Annotated in this window: 5 protein-coding genes and 1 pseudogene; all 6 read left to right on the forward strand. The window is 55.6% G+C overall.

The features are described from left to right. Window positions 1-131 precede the first annotated feature (131 nt). The 6 genes and pseudogenes from OX890_RS21125 to OX890_RS21150 all read left to right on the forward strand — a co-directional run bounded on the left by OX890_RS21125 (window position 132) and on the right by OX890_RS21150 (window position 21,666). Entirely contained in the window at window positions 132-13,259 is a 13,128-nt protein-coding gene (locus tag OX890_RS21125) for a retention module-containing protein (RefSeq protein ID WP_268649885.1), read from the forward strand. Then, complete coding sequence (locus tag OX890_RS21130) at window positions 13,178-15,022, forward strand: Ig-like domain-containing protein (RefSeq protein ID WP_268649886.1); 1,845 nt, start codon at window positions 13,178-13,180, stop codon at window positions 15,020-15,022. Before OX890_RS21125 ends, OX890_RS21130 begins: the two co-directional genes overlap by 82 nt. After that, window positions 14,941-20,607, forward strand: coding sequence for an Ig-like domain-containing protein (locus OX890_RS21135; RefSeq protein WP_268649887.1), 5,667 nt, complete (start codon window positions 14,941-14,943; stop codon window positions 20,605-20,607). Before OX890_RS21130 ends, OX890_RS21135 begins: the two co-directional genes overlap by 82 nt. Then, window positions 20,526-21,284 (forward strand): Ig-like domain-containing protein, encoded by a 759-nt coding sequence (locus tag OX890_RS21140; RefSeq protein WP_268649888.1) that lies wholly within the window; start codon window positions 20,526-20,528, stop codon window positions 21,282-21,284. The genes OX890_RS21135 and OX890_RS21140 overlap by 82 nt, the downstream gene beginning before the upstream one ends. Window positions 21,285-21,304: 20 nt before the next feature. After that, window positions 21,305-21,486 (forward strand): annotated as a pseudogene (locus tag OX890_RS21145) (Ig-like domain-containing protein). A gap of 54 nt (window positions 21,487-21,540) precedes the next feature. After that, a complete protein-coding gene (locus OX890_RS21150; RefSeq protein WP_268649889.1) occupies window positions 21,541-21,666 on the forward strand; it encodes an Ig-like domain-containing protein in 126 nt (41 codons plus the stop codon). Window positions 21,667-21,992: the final 326 nt, after the last annotated feature.

Here is a 21,992-nt window from a genome sequence, read left to right on the forward strand (position 1 = left end):
TACAGGCGTGTCAAAAAATTGACTTTCGACTCTTTGTTAGCTAAAATTCGACCACTTGTATCACAATCCAGCACATATGTTGGATTTGTGCGTCTGTGGAATTAACACACTTTGGCTGTTGGGAGCTAATTATGGGATCGGTAATTACATCAAAGAAAGGTTTGCTTAAGTTAGTAAAAGGGCAAATCAATGTCGAAGTTGATGGTTCAAATCAACCCGCTAAGGATGGCGAACAACTCCCGAAAGGTGCTGTGCTCCATATTGACGAAAACGCGACCTATGAGATCACCTTCGACGATGGCACTAAGCTATCGAACGAAGTTGCCCCCAACGACACAGCCGCAGCAGCTCCCAACGCCACTGACGCGGCTGCCTTAGATGAAATCCAAGCATTACAAGATCTCATTGCCTCTGGCGAAGACCCAACTCAGAACCTTCCAGAAACCGCAGCAGGGAACACTCCTGGCCGTGACGGTAACTCTGGCTATGTCACTCTCGCTCGCAGTGGTAGTGAAATCTTAGCCACATCAGGATACTCCACCACTGGTCAAGCACTGACAGGCACAACGGTTAATGATCCACAACTGACCATTGCTGCAGATTCTCCTTCGGCACTCGCCAATGACAGCAATACGACCGATGAAGATACCATTGCCACTGGTAATGTGCTCGATAACGACAGTGATGTAGATTCCAGCTTAAGTGTTGTAAGTTTTGAAGTTGGCGGTACCACTTACGCAGCAGGTACCGAAGTCACGCTTGAAGGCGGCACTTTAGTGTTAAACGCCGATGGCTCATATACCTTTACACCCAATGACAACTGGAATGGCCAAGTTCCTGTTATTACTTACACCACTAACACGGGTGCAAGCGCAACTCTTACCATTAATATCTCGCCTGTAGATGATCCATCTGTTCTGGCCAACGATTCAAATACAGTCGATGAAGATATAGCAGCTACAGGCAACGTACTTGATAATGACAGTGATGTGGACTCAACCTTAAGTGTTGTGAGTTTCGAAGTCGGCGGTACCACTTATACAGCAGGAACTGAAGTCACGCTCGAAGGCGGCACTTTAATCTTGAACGCCGATGGCTCATATACCTTTACACCCAATGAAAACTGGAATGGCCAAGTACCTGTTATTACTTACACTACTAACACGGGTGCAAGCGCAACTCTTAACATTAATATCTCGCCTGTAGATGATCCATCTATTCTGGTCAACGATTCAAATACAGTCGATGAAGATACAGCTTCTACAGGCAACGTACTTGATAATGACAGCGATGTAGACTCAAGCTTAAGTGTTGTGAGTTTCGAAGTCGGCGGTACCACTTACGCAGCAGGTACTGAAGTCACGCTCGAAGGCGGTACTTTAATCTTGAACGCCGATGGTTCATATACCTTTACACCCAATGAAAACTGGAATGGCCAAGTACCTGTTATTACTTACACAACCAATACTGGCGATTCAGCAACATTAACCATCAATGTCACACCAGTCGCCGATGGGGGACCTAGTGTCACTATCAATACAGATACAAACAATGATGGTTTTATCAGTAACGAAGAGCTAGCTGGCAATACTGAAGTCAATGTCACTATTGGCTTAGATGGCACAGGTGCAAATGTTGGCGATACGCTGACTGTTAATGGGGTTGACTACACACTGACTCAGGAAGATATCAACAATGGCTTTGTGAATCTCAACCTTCCTGCTCCCGGTGAAGGCGAAACGATTACAGTTGTGGCGACTATCACAGACAGTGCCGGTAACATATCTCCAGAAGGCAGTGATTCAGCACTACTCGATACAACTGCGCCAACAATTACTGTTGATGCACCTGATGATACCCAAGATACTACACCAACGATCACAGGTTCGACTGATGCACCGCCAGGTAGCACTATTACGATTGTTGTCACCGACAGCACAGGTGCAGAGCAAACTCTTACGACCACAGTAAACCCTGATGGCACCTATTCCGTAGATGTCACTAACCCACTCGCTGAAGGCGGCTATACCGCTGTAGCAACAGTGACAGATCCAGCAGGCAATACAGGTGAAGCAACAGATAATGGCAATGTTGATAACACAGCACCAAATATTACCGTCGATGTTCCCGATGCAACCAATGACACGACCCCGACAATCACGGGCACTACAGATGCCCCTCCAGGTAGCACTATAACGATTGTTGTCACCGACAGCACAGGTACTGAGCAGACGCTAACCACCACGGTGAACCCTGACGGTACTTATACCGTGGATGTTACCAATCCTGTCGCCGAAGGCCCTATTACAGCAACGGCGACAGTTACAGATCCTGCAGGTAATACTGGCACAGCCACCGATGACGGTAACGTGGATATCACAGCACCTAACATCACTGTTGATGCACCCGATAATACACAAGATACCACCCCTACTATTACTGGTTCGTCAGATGCAACGCCAGGTAGCACAATTACGATTGTTGTCACAGATAGCACAGGTGCAGAACAGACATTAACAACGACTGTTAATGAAGATGGCACCTACGCAGTGGACGTCACAACCCCTCTGGCTGAAGGTGATTATACCGCTGTAGCAACAGTGACAGATCCTGCTGGTAATACAGGTAAAGCCACTGATAATGGCAATGTAGACACCCAAATTGACCAAGATGGCGACGGCAACACCGTGGCGATCACCAGCATTACCGATGACACCGGCGCCTCGGGCAGCGACTTCATCACCAATGACAACACCCTGATTTTCAACGGTACCGTCGATTTAGGCGATGACAGCACCTTGGCCGTCACCATCAATGGCGTGGTCTATACCACTGCCAACGGCTTGGTGATTGATGCCAGCGGTAACTGGAGCATCGACTTAACCGGCACCACCTTGGCCGATGGCACTTACCCTGTCAGCGCCACGGTCACTGACCTGGCTGGCAACAGCAAGACCGTCACCCAGGACGTGGTGATTGATACCAAGATTGACCAAGATGGCGACGGCAACACCGTGGCGATCACCAGCATTACCGATGACACCGGCGCCTCAGGCAGCGACTTCATCACCAACGACAACACCCTGATTTTCAAAGGTACCGTCGATTTGGGTGACAACAGCACCTTGGCCGTCACCATCAATGGCGTGGTCTACACCACCGCCAACGGCTTGGTGATTGATGCGCAAGGTAACTGGAGCGTTGACCTGACGGGCACCGTGCTGCCTGACGGCACCTACACAGTGAGCGCCACAGTGACAGACGTTGCGGGTAACTTTAAGGCAGTGACCCAAGATGTGATCATCGACACCCAAGGCCCAAGCGTCGTGGTTAACATTGTCGATGACGTGCTAACGGTTGGCGAAACCAGTGAAGTGACCTTCACCTTCAGTGAGAAAGTCACCGGTTTTGACGCCTCTGACTTAGTGGTTGTGGGCGGCACGCTCAGCAACCTTAGCAGCACAGATGGCATCAATTGGACTGCGACCTTCACGCCGACCCCAGGCTTCACTGGCACCGCCAGTGTTACTGTCACCGGCGGCAGCTATACGGATCTAAACGGCAACCTCGGCACCGCCGGCAGTGATACTGCAGGCGTGGATACCCAAGGCCCAAGCGTCGTGGTTAACATTGTCGATGACGTGCTAACGGTTGGCGAAACCAGTGAAGTGACCTTCACCTTCAGTGAGAAAGTCACCGGTTTTGACGCCTCTGACTTAGTGGTTGTGGGCGGCACGCTCAGCAACCTTAGCAGCACAGATGGCATCAATTGGACTGCGACCTTTACGCCGACCCCAGGCTTCACTGGCACCGCCAGTGTTACTGTCACCGGCGGCAGCTATACGGATCTAAACGGCAACCTCGGCACCGCCGGCAGTGATACTGCAGGCGTGGATACCCAAGGCCCAAGCGTCGTGGTTAACATTGTCGATGACGTGCTAACGGTTGGCGAAACCAGTGAAGTGACCTTCACCTTCAGTGAGAAAGTCACCGGTTTTGACGCCTCTGACTTAGTGGTTGTGGGCGGCACGCTCAGCAACCTTAGCAGCACAGATGGCATCAATTGGACTGCGACCTTCACGCCGACCCCAGCCTTCACTGGCACCGCCAGTGTTACTGTCACCGGCGGCAGCTATACGGATCTAAACGGCAACCTCGGCACCGCCGGCAGTGATACTGCAGGCGTGGATACCCAAGGCCCAAGCGTCGTGGTTAACATTGTCGATGACGTGCTAACGGTTGGCGAAACCAGTGAAGTGACCTTCACCTTCAGTGAGAAAGTCACCGGTTTTGACGCCTCTGACTTAGTGGTTGTGGGCGGCACGCTCAGCAACCTTAGCAGCACAGATGGCATCAATTGGACTGCGACCTTTACGCCGACCCCAGGCTTCACTGGCACCGCCAGTGTTACTGTCACCGGCGGCAGCTATACGGATCTAAACGGCAACCTCGGCACCGCCGGCAGTGATACTGCAGGCGTGGATACCCAAGGCCCAAGCGTCGTGGTTAACATTGTCGATGACGTGCTAACGGTTGGCGAAACCAGTGAAGTGACCTTCACCTTCAGTGAGAAAGTCACCGGTTTTGACGCCTCTGACTTAGTGGTTGTGGGCGGCACGCTCAGCAACCTTAGCAGCACAGATGGCATCAATTGGACTGCGACCTTTACGCCGACCCCAGGCTTCACTGGCACCGCCAGTGTTACTGTCACCGGCGGCAGCTATACGGATCTAAACGGCAACCTCGGCACCGCCGGCAGTGATACTGCAGGCGTGGATACCCAAGGCCCAAGCGTCGTGGTTAACATTGTCGATGACGTGCTAACGGTTGGCGAAACCAGTGAAGTGACCTTCACCTTCAGTGAGAAAGTCACCGGTTTTGACGCCTCTGACTTAGTGGTTGTGGGCGGCACGCTCAGCAACCTTAGCAGCACAGATGGCATCAATTGGACTGCGACCTTCACGCCGACCCCAGGCTTCACTGGCACCGCCAGTGTTACTGTCACCGGCGGCAGCTATACGGATCTAAACGGCAACCTCGGCACCGCCGGCAGTGATACTGCAGGCGTGGATACCCAAGGCCCAAGCGTCGTGGTTAACATTGTCGATGACGTGCTAACGGTTGGCGAAACCAGTGAAGTGACCTTCACCTTCAGTGAGAAAGTCACCGGTTTTGACGCCTCTGACTTAGTGGTTGTGGGCGGCACGCTCAGCAACCTTAGCAGCACAGATGGCATCAATTGGACTGCGACCTTTACGCCGACCCCAGGCTTCACTGGCACCGCCAGTGTTACTGTCACCGGCGGCAGCTATACGGATCTAAACGGCAACCTCGGCACCGCCGGCAGTGATACTGCAGGCGTGGATACCCAAGGCCCAAGCGTCGTGGTTAACATTGTCGATGACGTGCTAACGGTTGGCGAAACCAGTGAAGTGACCTTCACCTTCAGTGAGAAAGTCACCGGTTTTGACGCCTCTGACTTAGTGGTTGTGGGCGGCACGCTCAGCAACCTTAGCAGCACAGATGGCATCAATTGGACTGCGACCTTCACGCCGACCCCAGGCTTCACTGGCACCGCCAGTGTTACTGTCACCGGCGGCAGCTATACGGATCTAAACGGCAACCTCGGCACCGCCGGCAGTGATACTGCAGGCGTGGATACCCAAGGCCCAAGCGTCGTGGTTAACATTGTCGATGACGTGCTAACGGTTGGCGAAACCAGTGAAGTGACCTTCACCTTCAGTGAGAAAGTCACCGGTTTTGACGCCTCTGACTTAGTGGTTGTGGGCGGCACGCTCAGCAACCTTAGCAGCACAGATGGCATCAATTGGACTGCGACCTTTACGCCGACCCCAGGCTTCACTGGCACCGCCAGTGTTACTGTCACCGGCGGCAGCTATACGGATCTAAACGGCAACCTCGGCACCGCCGGCAGTGATACTGCAGGCGTGGATACCCAAGGCCCAAGCGTCGTGGTTAACATTGTCGATGACGTGCTAACGGTTGGCGAAACCAGTGAAGTGACCTTCACCTTCAGTGAGAAAGTCACCGGTTTTGACGCCTCTGACTTAGTGGTTGTGGGCGGCACGCTCAGCAACCTTAGCAGCACAGATGGCATCAATTGGACTGCGACCTTTACGCCGACCCCAGGCTTCACTGGCACCGCCAGTGTTACTGTCACCGGCGGCAGCTATACGGATCTAAACGGCAACCTCGGCACCGCCGGCAGTGATACTGCAGGCGTGGATACCCAAGGCCCAAGCGTCGTGGTTAACATTGTCGATGACGTGCTAACGGTTGGCGAAACCAGTGAAGTGACCTTCACCTTCAGTGAGAAAGTCACCGGTTTTGACGCCTCTGACTTAGTGGTTGTGGGCGGCACGCTCAGCAACCTTAGCAGCACAGATGGCATCAATTGGACTGCGACCTTCACGCCGACCCCAGGCTTCACTGGCACCGCCAGTGTTACTGTCACCGGCGGCAGCTATACGGATCTAAACGGCAACCTCGGCACCGCCGGCAGTGATACTGCAGGCGTGGATACCCAAGGCCCAAGCGTCGTGGTTAACATTGTCGATGACGTGCTAACGGTTGGCGAAACCAGTGAAGTGACCTTCACCTTCAGTGAGAAAGTCACCGGTTTTGACGCCTCTGACTTAGTGGTTGTGGGCGGCACGCTCAGCAACCTTAGCAGCACAGATGGCATCAATTGGACTGCGACCTTCACGCCGACCCCAGGCTTCACTGGCACCGCCAGTGTTACTGTCACCGGCGGCAGCTATACGGATCTAAACGGCAACCTCGGCACCGCCGGCAGTGATACTGCAGGCGTGGATACCCAAGGCCCAAGCGTCGTGGTTAACATTGTCGATGACGTGCTAACGGTTGGCGAAACCAGTGAAGTGACCTTCACCTTCAGTGAGAAAGTCACCGGTTTTGACGCCTCTGACTTAGTGGTTGTGGGCGGCACGCTCAGTAACCTTAGCAGCACAGATGGCATCAATTGGACTGCGACCTTTACGCCGACCCCAGGCTTCACTGGCACCGCCAGTGTTACTGTCACCGGCGGCAGCTATACGGATCTAAACGGCAACCTCGGCACCGCCGGCAGTGATACTGCAGGCGTGGATACCCAAGGCCCAAGCGTCGTGGTTAACATTGTCGATGACGTGCTAACGGTTGGCGAAACCAGTGAAGTGACCTTCACCTTCAGTGAGAAAGTCACCGGTTTTGACGCCTCTGACTTAGTGGTTGTGGGCGGCACGCTCAGCAACCTTAGCAGCACAGATGGCATCAATTGGACTGCGACCTTCACGCCGACCCCAGGCTTCACTGGCACCGCCAGTGTTACTGTCACCGGCGGCAGCTATACGGATCTAAACGGCAACCTCGGCACCGCCGGCAGTGATACTGCAGGCGTGGATACCCAAGGCCCAAGCGTCGTGGTTAACATTGTCGATGACGTGCTAACGGTTGGCGAAACCAGTGAAGTGACCTTCACCTTCAGTGAGAAAGTCACCGGTTTTGACGCCTCTGACTTAGTGGTTGTGGGCGGCACGCTCAGCAACCTTAGCAGCACAGATGGCATCAATTGGACTGCGACCTTCACGCCGACCCCAGGCTTCACTGGCACCGCCAGTGTTACTGTCACCGGCGGCAGCTATACGGATCTAAACGGCAACCTCGGCACCGCCGGCAGTGATACTGCAGGCGTGGATACCCAAGGCCCAAGCGTCGTGGTTAACATTGTCGATGACGTGCTAACGGTTGGCGAAACCAGTGAAGTGACCTTCACCTTCAGTGAGAAAGTCACCGGTTTTGACGCCTCTGACTTAGTGGTTGTGGGCGGCACGCTCAGCAACCTTAGCAGCACAGATGGCATCAATTGGACTGCGACCTTCACGCCGACCCCAGGCTTCACTGGCACCGCCAGTGTTACTGTCACCGGCGGCAGCTATACGGATCTAAACGGCAACCTCGGCACCGCCGGCAGTGATACTGCAGGCGTGGATACCCAAGGCCCAAGCGTTGTGGTTAACATTGTCGATGACGTGCTAACGGTTGGCGAAACCAGTGAAGTGACCTTCACCTTCAATGAGAAAGTCACCGGTTTTGACGCCTCTGACTTAGTGGTTGTGGGCGGCACGCTCAGCAACCTTAGCAGCACAGATGGCATCAATTGGACTGCGACCTTCACGCCGACCCCAGGCTTCACTGGCACCGCCAGTGTTACTGTCACCGGCGGCAGCTATACGGATCTAAACGGCAACCTCGGCACCGCCGGCAGTGATACTGCAGGCGTGGATACCCAAGGCCCAAGCGTCGTGGTTAACATTGTCGATGACGTGCTAACGGTTGGCGAAACCAGTGAAGTGACCTTCACCTTCAGTGAGAAAGTCACCGGTTTTGACGCCTCTGACTTAGTGGTTGTGGGCGGCACGCTCAGCAACCTTAGCAGCACAGATGGCATCAATTGGACTGCGACCTTTACGCCGACCCCAGGCTTCACTGGCACCGCCAGTGTTACTGTCACCGGCGGCAGCTATACGGATCTAAACGGCAACCTCGGCACCGCCGGCAGTGATACTGCAGGCGTGGATACCCAAGGCCCAAGCGTCGTGGTTAACATTGTCGATGACGTGCTAACGGTTGGCGAAACCAGTGAAGTGACCTTCACCTTCAGTGAGAAAGTCACCGGTTTTGACGCCTCTGACTTAGTGGTTGTGGGCGGCACGCTCAGCAACCTTAGCAGCACAGATGGCATCAATTGGACTGCGACCTTCACGCCGACCCCAGGCTTCACTGGCACCGCCAGTGTTACTGTCACCGGCGGCAGCTATACGGATCTAAACGGCAACCTCGGCACCGCCGGCAGTGATACTGCAGGCGTGGATACCCAAGGCCCAAGCGTCGTGGTTAACATTGTCGATGACGTGCTAACGGTTGGCGAAACCAGTGAAGTGACCTTCACCTTCAGTGAGAAAGTCACCGGTTTTGACGCCTCTGACTTAGTGGTTGTGGGCGGCACGCTCAGCAACCTTAGCAGCACAGATGGCATCAATTGGACTGCGACCTTTACGCCGACCCCAGGCTTCACTGGCACCGCCAGTGTTACTGTCACCGGCGGCAGCTATACGGATCTAAACGGCAACCTCGGCACCGCCGGCAGTGATACTGCAGGCGTGGATACCCAAGGCCCAAGCGTCGTGGTTAACATTGTCGATGACGTGCTAACGGTTGGCGAAACCAGTGAAGTGACCTTCACCTTCAGTGAGAAAGTCACCGGTTTTGACGCCTCTGACTTAGTGGTTGTGGGCGGCACGCTCAGCAACCTTAGCAGCACAGATGGCATCAATTGGACTGCGACCTTCACGCCGACCCCAGGCTTCACTGGCACCGCCAGTGTTACTGTCACCGGCGGCAGCTATACGGATCTAAACGGCAACCTCGGCACCGCCGGCAGTGATACTGCAGGCGTGGATACCCAAGGCCCAAGCGTCGTGGTTAACATTGTCGATGACGTGCTAACGGTTGGCGAAACCAGTGAAGTGACCTTCACCTTCAGTGAGAAAGTCACCGGTTTTGACGCCTCTGACTTAGTGGTTGTGGGCGGCACGCTCAGCAACCTTAGCAGCACAGATGGCATCAATTGGACTGCGACCTTTACGCCGACCCCAGGCTTCACTGGCACCGCCAGTGTTACTGTCACCGGCGGCAGCTATACGGATCTAAACGGCAACCTCGGCACCGCCGGCAGTGATACTGCAGGCGTGGATACCCAAGGCCCAAGCGTCGTGGTTAACATTGTCGATGACGTGCTAACGGTTGGCGAAACCAGTGAAGTGACCTTCACCTTCAGTGAGAAAGTCACCGGTTTTGACGCCTCTGACTTAGTGGTTGTGGGCGGCACGCTCAGCAACCTTAGCAGCACAGATGGCATCAATTGGACTGCGACCTTTACGCCGACCCCAGGCTTCACTGGCACCGCCAGTGTTACTGTCACCGGCGGCAGCTATACGGATCTAAACGGCAACCTCGGCACCGCCGGCAGTGATACTGCAGGCGTGGATACCCAAGGCCCAAGCGTCGTGGTTAACATTGTCGATGACGTGCTAACGGTTGGCGAAACCAGTGAAGTGACCTTCACCTTCAGTGAGAAAGTCACCGGTTTTGACGCCTCTGACTTAGTGGTTGTGGGCGGCACGCTCAGCAACCTTAGCAGCACAGATGGCATCAATTGGACTGCGACCTTTACGCCGACCCCAGGCTTCACTGACACCGCCAGTGTTACTGTCACCGGCGGCAGCTATACGGATCTAAACGGCAACCTCGGCACCGCCGGCAGTGATACTGCAGGCGTGGATACCCAAGGCCCAAGCGTTGTGGTTAACATTGTCGATGACGTGCTAACGGTTGGCGAAACCAGTGAAGTGACCTTCACCTTCAGTGAGAAAGTCACCGGTTTTGACGCCTCTGACTTAGTGGTTGTGGGCGGCACGCTCAGCAACCTTAGCAGCACAGATGGCATCAATTGGACTGCGACCTTCACGCCGACCCCAGGCTTCACTGGCACCGCCAGTGTTACTGTCACCGGCGGCAGCTATACGGATCTAAACGGCAACCTCGGCACCGCCGGCAGTGATACTGCAGGCGTGGATACCCAAGGCCCAAGCGTCGTGGTTAACATTGTCGATGACGTGCTAACGGTTGGCGAAACCAGTGAAGTGACCTTCACCTTCAGTGAGAAAGTCACCGGTTTTGACGCCTCTGACTTAGTGGTTGTGGGCGGCACGCTCAGCAACCTTAGCAGCACAGATGGCATCAATTGGACTGCGACCTTCACGCCGACCCCAGGCTTCACTGGCACCGCCAGTGTTACTGTCACCGGCGGCAGCTATACGGATCTAAACGGCAACCTCGGCACCGCCGGCAGTGATACTGCAGGCGTGGATACCCAAGGCCCAAGCGTCGTGGTTAACATTGTCGATGACGTGCTAACGGTTGGCGAAACCAGTGAAGTGACCTTCACCTTCAGTGAGAAAGTCACCGGTTTTGACGCCTCTGACTTAGTGGTTGTGGGCGGCACGCTCAGCAACCTTAGCAGCACAGATGGCATCAATTGGACTGCGACCTTCACGCCGACCCCAGGCTTCACTGGCACCGCCAGTGTTACTGTCACCGGCGGCAGCTATACGGATCTAAACGGCAACCTCGGCACCGCCGGCAGTGATACTGCAGGCGTGGATACCCAAGGCCCAAGCGTCGTGGTTAACATTGTCGATGACGTGCTAACGGTTGGCGAAACCAGTGAAGTGACCTTCACCTTCAGTGAGAAAGTCACCGGTTTTGACGCCTCTGACTTAGTGGTTGTGGGCGGCACGCTCAGCAACCTTAGCAGCACAGATGGCATCAATTGGACTGCGACCTTCACGCCGACCCCAGGCTTCACTGGCACCGCCAGTGTTACTGTCACCGGCGGCAGCTATACGGATCTAAACGGCAACCTCGGCACCGCCGGCAGTGATACTGCAGGCGTGGATACCCAAGGCCCAAGCGTCGTGGTTAACATTGTCGATGACGTGCTAACGGTTGGCGAAACCAGTGAAGTGACCTTCACCTTCAGTGAGAAAGTCACCGGTTTTGACGCCTCTGACTTAGTGGTTGTGGGCGGCACGCTCAGTAACCTTAGCAGCACAGATGGCATCAATTGGACTGCGACCTTTACGCCGACCCCAGGCTTCACTGGCACCGCCAGTGTTACTGTCACCGGCGGCAGCTATACGGATCTAAACGGCAACCTCGGCACCGCCGGCAGTGATACTGCAGGCGTGGATACCCAAGGCCCAAGCGTCGTGGTTAACATTGTCGATGACGTGCTAACGGTTGGCGAAACCAGTGAAGTGACCTTCACCTTCAGTGAGAAAGTCACCGGTTTTGACGCCTCTGACTTAGTGGTTGTGGGCGGCACGCTCAGTAACCTTAGCAGCACAGATGGCATCAATTGGACTGCGACCTTTACGCCGACCCCAGGCTTCACTGGCACCGCCAGTGTTACTGTCACCGGCGGCAGCTATACGGATCTAAACGGCAACCTCGGCACCGCCGGCAGTGATACTGCAGGCGTGGATACCCAAGGCCCAAGCGTCGTGGTTAACATTGTCGATGACGTGCTAACGGTTGGCGAAACCAGTGAAGTGACCTTCACCTTCAGTGAGAAAGTCACCGGTTTTGACGCCTCTGACTTAGTGGTTGTGGGCGGCACGCTCAGCAACCTTAGCAGCACAGATGGCATCAATTGGACTGCGACCTTCACGCCGACCCCAGGCTTCACTGGCACCGCCAGTGTTACTGTCACCGGCGGCAGCTATACGGATCTAAACGGCAACCTCGGCACCGCCGGCAGTGATACTGCAGGCGTGGATACCCAAGGCCCAAGCGTCGTGGTTAACATTGTCGATGACGTGCTAACGGTTGGCGAAACCAGTGAAGTGACCTTCACCTTCAGTGAGAAAGTCACCGGTTTTGACGCCTCTGACTTAGTGGTTGTGGGCGGCACGCTCAGTAACCTTAGCAGCACAGATGGCATCAATTGGACTGCGACCTTTACGCCGACCCCAGGCTTCACTGGCACCGCCAGTGTTACTGTCACCGGCGGCAGCTATACGGATCTAAACGGCAACCTCGGCACCGCCGGCAGTGATACTGCAGGCGTGGATACCCAAGGCCCAAGCGTCGTGGTTAACATTGTCGATGACGTGCTAACGGTTGGCGAAACCAGTGAAGTGACCTTCACCTTCAGTGAGAAAGTCACCGGTTTTGACGCCTCTGACTTAGTGGTTGTGGGCGGCACGCTCAGCAACCTTAGCAGCACAGATGGCATCAATTGGACTGCGACCTTCACGCCGACCCCAGGCTTCACTGGCACCGCCAGTGTTACTGTCACCGGCGGCAGCTATACGGATCTAAACGGCAACCTCGGCACCGCCGGCAGTGATACTGCAGGCGTGGATACCCAAGGCCCAAGCGTCGTGGTTAACATTGTCGATGACGTGCTAACGGTTGGCGAAACCAGTGAAGTGACCTTCACCTTCAGTGAGAAAGTCACCGGTTTTGACGCCTCTGACTTAGTGGTTGTGGGCGGCACGCTCAGCAACCTTAGCAGCACAGATGGCATCAATTGGACTGCGACCTTCACGCCGCCCCAGGCTTCACTGGCACCGCCAGTGTTACTGTCACCGGCGGCAGCTATACGGATCTAAACGGCAACCTCGGCACCGCCGGCAGTGATACTGCAGGCGTGGATACCCAAGGCCCAAGCGTCGTGGTTAACATTGTCGATGACGTGCTAACGGTTGGCGAAACCAGTGAAGTGACCTTCACCTTCAGTGAGAAAGTCACCGGTTTTGACGCCTCTGACTTAGTGGTTGTGGGCGGCACGCTCAGCAACCTTAGCAGCACAGATGGCATCAATTGGACTGCGACCTTCACGCCGACCCCAGGCTTCACTGGCACCGCCAGTGTTACTGTCACCGGCGGCAGCTATACGGATCTAAACGGCAACCTCGGCACCGCCGGCAGTGATACTGCAGGCGTGGATACCCAAGGCCCAAGCGTCGTGGTTAACATTGTCGATGACGTGCTAACGGTTGGCGAAACCAGTGAAGTGACCTTCACCTTCAGTGAGAAAGTCACCGGTTTTGACGCCTCTGACTTAGTGGTTGTGGGCGGCACGCTCAGTAACCTTAGCAGCACAGATGGCATCAATTGGACTGCGACCTTTACGCCGACCCCAGGCTTCACTGGCACCGCCAGTGTTACTGTCACCGGCGGCAGCTATACGGATCTAAACGGCAACCTCGGCACCGCCGGCAGTGATACTGCAGGCGTGGATACCCAAGGCCCAAGCGTCGTGGTTAACATTGTCGATGACGTGCTAACGGTTGGCGAAACCAGTGAAGTGACCTTCACCTTCAGTGAGAAAGTCACCGGTTTTGACGCCTCTGACTTAGTGGTTGTGGGCGGCACGCTCAGCAACCTTAGCAGCACAGATGGCATCAATTGGACTGCGACCTTTACGCCGACCCCAGGCTTCACTGGCACCGCCAGTGTTACTGTCACCGGCGGCAGCTATACGGATCTAAACGGCAACCTCGGCACCGCCGGCAGTGATACTGCAGGCGTGGATACCCAAGGCCCAAGCGTCGTGGTTAACATTGTCGATGACGTGCTAACGGTTGGCGAAACCAGTGAAGTGACCTTCACCTTCAGTGAGAAAGTCACCGGTTTTGACGCCTCTGACTTAGTGGTTGTGGGCGGCACGCTCAGCAACCTTAGCAGCACAGATGGCATCAATTGGACTGCGACCTTTACGCCGACCCCAGGCTTCACTGGCACCGCCAGTGTTACTGTCACCGGCGGCAGCTATACGGATCTAAACGGCAACCTCGGCACCGCCGGCAGTGATACTGCAGGCGTGGATACCCAAGGCCCAAGCGTCGTGGTTAACATTGTCGATGACGTGCTAACGGTTGGCGAAACCAGTGAAGTGACCTTCACCTTCAGTGAGAAAGTCACCGGTTTTGACGCCTCTGACTTAGTGGTTGTGGGCGGCACGCTCAGCAACCTTAGCAGCACAGATGGCATCAATTGGACTGCGACCTTCACGCCGACCCCAGGCTTCACTGGCACCGCCAGTGTTACTGTCACCGGCGGCAGCTATACGGATCTAAACGGCAACCTCGGCACCGCCGGCAGTGATACTGCAGGCGTGGATACCCAAGGCCCAAGCGTCGTGGTTAACATTGTCGATGACGTGCTAACGGTTGGCGAAACCAGTGAAGTGACCTTCACCTTCAGTGAGAAAGTCACCGGTTTTGACGCCTCTGACTTAGTGGTTGTGGGCGGCACGCTCAGCAACCTTAGCAGCACAGATGGCATCAATTGGACTGCGACCTTCACGCCGCCCCAGGCTTCACTGGCACCGCCAGTGTTACTGTCACCGGCGGCAGCTATACGGATCTAAACGGCAACCTCGGCACCGCCGGCAGTGATACTGCAGGCGTGGATACCCAAGGCCCAAGCGTCGTGGTTAACATTGTCGATGACGTGCTAACGGTTGGCGAAACCAGTGAAGTGACCTTCACCTTCAGTGAGAAAGTCACCGGTTTTGACGCCTCTGACTTAGTGGTTGTGGGCGGCACGCTCAGCAACCTTAGCAGCACAGATGGCATCAATTGGACTGCGACCTTTACGCCGACCCCAGGCTTCACTGGCACCGCCAGTGTTACTGTCACCGGCGGCAGCTATACGGATCTAAACGGCAACCTCGGCACCGCCGGCAGTGATACTGCAGGCGTGGATACCCAAGGCCCAAGCGTCGTGGTTAACATTGTCGATGACGTGCTAACGGTTGGCGAAACCAGTGAAGTGACCTTCACCTTCAGTGAGAAAGTCACCGGTTTTGACGCCTCTGACTTAGTGGTTGTGGGCGGCACGCTCAGCAACCTTAGCAGCACAGATGGCATCAATTGGACTGCGACCTTCACGCCGACCCCAGGCTTCACTGGCACCGCCAGTGTTACTGTCACCGGCGGCAGCTATACGGATCTAAACGGCAACCTCGGCACCGCCGGCAGTGATACTGCAGGCGTGGATACCCAAGGCCCAAGCGTCGTGGTTAACATTGTCGATGACGTGCTAACGGTTGGCGAAACCAGTGAAGTGACCTTCACCTTCAGTGAGAAAGTCACCGGTTTTGACGCCTCTGACTTAGTGGTTGTGGGCGGCACGCTCAGCAACCTTAGCAGCACAGATGGCATCAATTGGACTGCGACCTTCACGCCGACCCCAGGCTTCACTGGCACCGCCAGTGTTACTGTCACCGGCGGCAGCTATACGGATCTAAACGGCAACCTCGGCACCGCCGGCAGTGATACTGCAGGCGTGGATACCCAAGGCCCAAGCGTCGTGGTTAACATTGTCGATGACGTGCTAACGGTTGGCGAAACCAGTGAAGTGACCTTCACCTTCAGTGAGAAAGTCACCGGTTTTGACGCCTCTGACTTAGTGGTTGTGGGCGGCACGCTCAGTAACCTTAGCAGCACAGATGGCATCAATTGGACTGCGACCTTTACGCCGACCCCAGGCTTCACTGGCACCGCCAGTGTTACTGTCACCGGCGGCAGCTATACGGATCTAAACGGCAACCTCGGCACCGCCGGCAGTGATACTGCAGGCGTGGATACCCAAGGCCCAAGCGTCGTGGTTAACATTGTCGATGACGTGCTAACGGTTGGCGAAACCAGTGAAGTGACCTTCACCTTCAGTGAGAAAGTCACCGGTTTTGACGCCTCTGACTTAGTGGTTGTGGGCGGCACGCTCAGCAACCTTAGCAGCACAGATGGCATCAATTGGACTGCGACCTTTACGCCGACCCCAGGCTTCACTGGCACCGCCAGTGTTACTGTCACCGGCGGCAGCTATACGGATCTAAACGGCAACCTCGGCACCGCCGGCAGTGATACTGCAGGCGTGGATACCCAAGGCCCAAGCGTCGTGGTTAACATTGTCGATGACGTGCTAACGGTTGGCGAAACCAGTGAAGTGACCTTCACCTTCAGTGAGAAAGTCACCGGTTTTGACGCCTCTGACTTAGTGGTTGTGGGCGGCACGCTCAGTAACCTTAGCAGCACAGATGGCATCAATTGGACTGCGACCTTTACGCCGACCCCAGGCTTCACTGGCACCGCCAGTGTTACTGTCACCGGCGGCAGCTATACGGATCTAAACGGCAACCTCGGCACCGCCGGCAGTGATACTGCAGGCGTGGATACCCAAGGCCCAAGCGTCGTGGTTAACATTGTCGATGACGTGCTAACGGTTGGCGAAACCAGTGAAGTGACCTTCACCTTCAGTGAGAAAGTCACCGGTTTTGACGCCTCTGACTTAGTGGTTGTGGGCGGCACGCTCAGCAACCTTAGCAGCACAGATGGCATCAATTGGACTGCGACCTTTACGCCGACCCCAGGCTTCACTGGCACCGCCAGTGTTACTGTCACCGGCGGCAGCTATACGGATCTAAACGGCAACCTCGGCACCGCCGGCAGTGATACTGCAGGCGTGGATACCCAAGGCCCAAGCGTCGTGGTTAACATTGTCGATGACGTGCTAACGGTTGGCGAAACCAGTGAAGTGACCTTCACCTTCAGTGAGAAAGTCACCGGTTTTGACGCCTCTGACTTAGTGGTTGTGGGCGGCACGCTCAGCAACCTTAGCAGCACAGATGGCATCAATTGGACTGCGACCTTCACGCCGACCCCAGCCTTCACTGGCACCGCCAGTGTTACTGTCACCGGCGGCAGCTATACGGATCTAAACGGCAACCTCGGCACCGCCGGCAGTGATACTGCAGGCGTGGATACCCAAGGCCCAAGCGTCGTGGTTAACATTGTCGATGACGTGCTAACGGTTGGCGAAACCAGTGAAGTGACCTTCACCTTCAGTGAGAAAGTCACCGGTTTTGACGCCTCTGACTTAGTGGTTGTGGGCGGCACGCTCAGTAACCTTAGCAGCACAGATGGCATCAATTGGACTGCGACCTTTACGCCGACCCCAGGCTTCACTGGCACCGCCAGTGTTACTGTCACCGGCGGCAGCTATACGGATCTAAACGGCAACCTCGGCACCGCCGGCAGTGATACTGCAGGCGTGGATACCCAAGGCCCAAGCGTCGTGGTTAACATTGTCGATGACGTGCTAACGGTTGGCGAAACCAGTGAAGTGACCTTCACCTTCAGTGAGAAAGTCACCGGTTTTGACGCCTCTGACTTAGTGGTTGTGGGCGGCACGCTCAGCAACCTTAGCAGCACAGATGGCATCAATTGGACTGCGACCTTTACGCCGACCCCAGGCTTCACTGGCACCGCCAGTGTTACTGTCACCGGCGGCAGCTATACGGATCTAAACGGCAACCTCGGCACCGCCGGCAGTGATACTGCAGGCGTGGATACCCAAGGCCCAAGCGTTGTGGTTAACATTGTCGATGACGTGCTAACGGTTGGCGAAACCAGTGAAGTGACCTTCACCTTCAGTGAGAAAGTCACCGGTTTTGACGCCTCTGACTTAGTGGTTGTGGGCGGCACGCTCAGCAACCTTAGCAGCACAGATGGCATCAATTGGACTGCGACCTTCACGCCGACCCCAGGCTTCACTGGCACCGCCAGTGTTACTGTCACCGGCGGCAGCTATACGGATCTAAACGGCAACCTCGGCACCGCCGGCAGTGATACTGCAGGCGTGGATACCCAAGGCCCAAGCGTCGTGGTTAACATTGTCGATGACGTGCTAACGGTTGGCGAAACCAGTGAAGTGACCTTCACCTTCAGTGAGAAAGTCACCGGTTTTGACGCCTCTGACTTAGTGGTTGTGGGCGGCACGCTCAGCAACCTTAGCAGCACAGATGGCATCAATTGGACTGCGACCTTCACGCCGACCCCAGGCTTCACTGGCACCGCCAGTGTTACTGTCACCGGCGGCAGCTATACGGATCTAAACGGCAACCTCGGCACCGCCGGCAGTGATACTGCAGGCGTGGATACCCAAGGCCCAAGCGTCGTGGTTAACATTGTCGATGACGTGCTAACGGTTGGCGAAACCAGTGAAGTGACCTTCACCTTCAGTGAGAAAGTCACCGGTTTTGACGCCTCTGACTTAGTGGTTGTGGGCGGCACGCTCAGTAACCTTAGCAGCACAGATGGCATCAATTGGACTGCGACCTTTACGCCGACCCCAGGCTTCACTGGCACCGCCAGTGTTACTGTCACCGGCGGCAGCTATACGGATCTAAACGGCAACCTCGGCACCGCCGGCAGTGATACTGCAGGCGTGGATACCCAAGGCCCAAGCGTCGTGGTTAACATTGTCGATGACGTGCTAACGGTTGGCGAAACCAGTGAAGTGACCTTCACCTTCAGTGAGAAAGTCACCGGTTTTGACGCCTCTGACTTAGTGGTTGTGGGCGGCACGCTCAGCAACCTTAGCAGCACAGATGGCATCAATTGGACTGCGACCTTCACGCCGACCCCAGGCTTCACTGGCACCGCCAGTGTTACTGTCACCGGCGGCAGCTATACGGATCTAAACGGCAACCTCGGCACCGCCGGCAGTGATACTGCAGGCGTGGATACCCAAGGCCCAAGCGTCGTGGTTAACATTGTCGATGACGTGCTAACGGTTGGCGAAACCAGTGAAGTGACCTTCACCTTCAGTGAGAAAGTCACCGGTTTTGACGCCTCTGACTTAGTGGTTGTGGGCGGCACGCTCAGTAACCTTAGCAGCACAGATGGCATCAATTGGACTGCGACCTTTACGCCGACCCCAGGCTTCACTGGCACCGCCAGTGTTACTGTCACCGGCGGCAGCTATACGGATCTAAACGGCAACCTCGGCACCGCCGGCAGTGATACTGCAGGCGTGGATACCCAAGGCCCAAGCGTCGTGGTTAACATTGTCGATGACGTGCTAACGGTTGGCGAAACCAGTGAAGTGACCTTCACCTTCAGTGAGAAAGTCACCGGTTTTGACGCCTCTGACTTAGTGGTTGTGGGCGGCACGCTCAGCAACCTTAGCAGCACAGATGGCATCAATTGGACTGCGACCTTCACGCCGACCCCAGGCTTCACTGGCACCGCCAGTGTTACTGTCACCGGCGGCAGCTATACGGATCTAAACGGCAACCTCGGCACCGCCGGCAGTGATACTGCAGGCGTGGATACCCAAGGCCCAAGCGTCGTGGTTAACATTGTCGATGACGTGCTAACGGTTGGCGAAACCAGTGAAGTGACCTTCACCTTCAGTGAGAAAGTCACCGGTTTTGACGCCTCTGACTTAGTGGTTGTGGGCGGCACGCTCAGTAACCTTAGCAGCACAGATGGCATCAATTGGACTGCGACCTTTACGCCGACCCCAGGCTTCACTGGCACCGCCAGTGTTACTGTCACCGGCGGCAGCTATACGGATCTAAACGGCAACCTCGGCACCGCCGGCAGTGATACTGCAGGCGTGGATACCCAAGGCCCAAGCGTCGTGGTTAACATTGTCGATGACGTGCTAACGGTTGGCGAAACCAGTGAAGTGACCTTCACCTTCAGTGAGAAAGTCACCGGTTTTGACGCCTCTGACTTAGTGGTTGTGGGCGGCACGCTCAGCAACCTTAGCAGCACAGATGGCATCAATTGGACTGCGACCTTTACGCCGACCCCAGGCTTCACTGGCACCGCCAGTGTTACTGTCACCGGCGGCAGCTATACGGATCTAAACGGCAACCTCGGCACCGCCGGCAGTGATACTGCAGGCGTGGATACCCAAGGCCCAAGCGTCGTGGTTAACATTGTCGATGACGTGCTAACGGTTGGCGAAACCAGTGAAGTGACCTTCACCTTCAGTGAGAAAGTCACCGGTTTTGACGCCTCTGACTTAGTGGTTGTGGGCGGCACGCTCAGTAACCTTAGCAGCACAGATGGCATCAATTGGACTGCGACCTTTACGCCGACCCCAGCTTCACTGGCACCGCCAGTGTTACTGTCACCGGCGGCAGCTATACGGATCTAAACGGCAACCTCGGCACCGCCGGCAGTGATACTGCAGGCGTGGATACCCAAGGCCCAAGCGTCGTGGTTAACATTGTCGATGACGTGCTAACGGTTGGCGAAACCAGTGAAGTGACCTTCACCTTCAGTGAGAAAGTCACCGGTTTTGACGCCTCTGACTTAGTGGTTGTGGGCGGCACGCTCAGTAACCTTAGCAGCACAGATGGCATCAATTGGACTGCGACCTTCACGCCGACCCCAGGCTTCACTGGCACCGCCAGTGTTACTGTCACCGGCGGCAGCTATACGGATCTAAACGGCAACCTCGGCACCGCCGGCAGTGATACTGCAGGCGTGGATACCCAAGGCCCAAGCGTCGTGGTTAACATTGTCGATGACGTGCTAACGGTTGGCGAAACCAGTGAAGTGACCTTCACCTTCAGTGAGAAAGTCACCGGTTTTGACGCCTCTGACTTAGTGGTTGTGGGCGGCACGCTCAGCAACCTTAGCAGCACAGATGGCATCAATTGGACTGCGACCTTTACGCCGACCCCAGGCTTCACTGGCACCGCCAGTGTTACTGTCACCGGCGGCAGCTATACGGATCTAAACGGCAACCTCGGCACCGCCGGCAGTGATACTGCAGGCGTGGATACCCAAGGCCAAGCGTCGTGGTTAACATTGTCGATGACGTGCTAACGGTTGGCGAAACCAGTGAAGTGACCTTCACCTTCAGTGAGAAGTCACCGGTTTTGACGCCTCTGACTTAGTGGTTGTGGGCGGCACGCTCAGTAACCTTAGCAGCACAGATGGCATCAATTGGACTGCGACCTTTACGCCGACCCCAGGCTTCACTGGCACGCCAGTGTTACTGTCACCGGCGGCAGCTATACGGATCTAACGGCAACCTCGGCACCGCCGGCAGTGATACTGCAGGATACCCGGCCCAAGCGTCGTGGTTAACATTGTCGATGACGTGCTAACGGTTGGCGAAACCAGTGAAGTGACCACCTTCAGTGAGAAAGTCACCGGTTTTGACGCCTCTGACTTAGTGGTTGTGGGCGGCACGCAGCAACCTTAGCAGCACACATGGCATCAACTGCGACTTTACGCCGACCCCCTTCACTGGCACCGCCAGTGTTACTGTCACCGTACGGATCTAAACGGCAAACCTCGGCACCGCCGGCAGTGATACTGCAGGCGTGGATACCCAAGGCCCAAGCGTCGTGGTTAACATTGTCGATGACGTGCTAACGTTGGCGAAACCAGTGAAGTGACCTTCACCTTCAGTGAGAAAGTCACCGGTTTTGACGCCTGACTTAGTGGTTGTGGCGGCACGCTCAGCAACCTTAGCAGCACAGATGGCATCAATTGGACTGCGACCTTTACGCCGACCCCAGGCTTCAC

The organism is Shewanella sp. DAU305 (genome assembly GCF_026802235.1).
Taxonomy (GTDB): domain Bacteria; phylum Pseudomonadota; class Gammaproteobacteria; order Enterobacterales; family Shewanellaceae; genus Shewanella; species Shewanella baltica.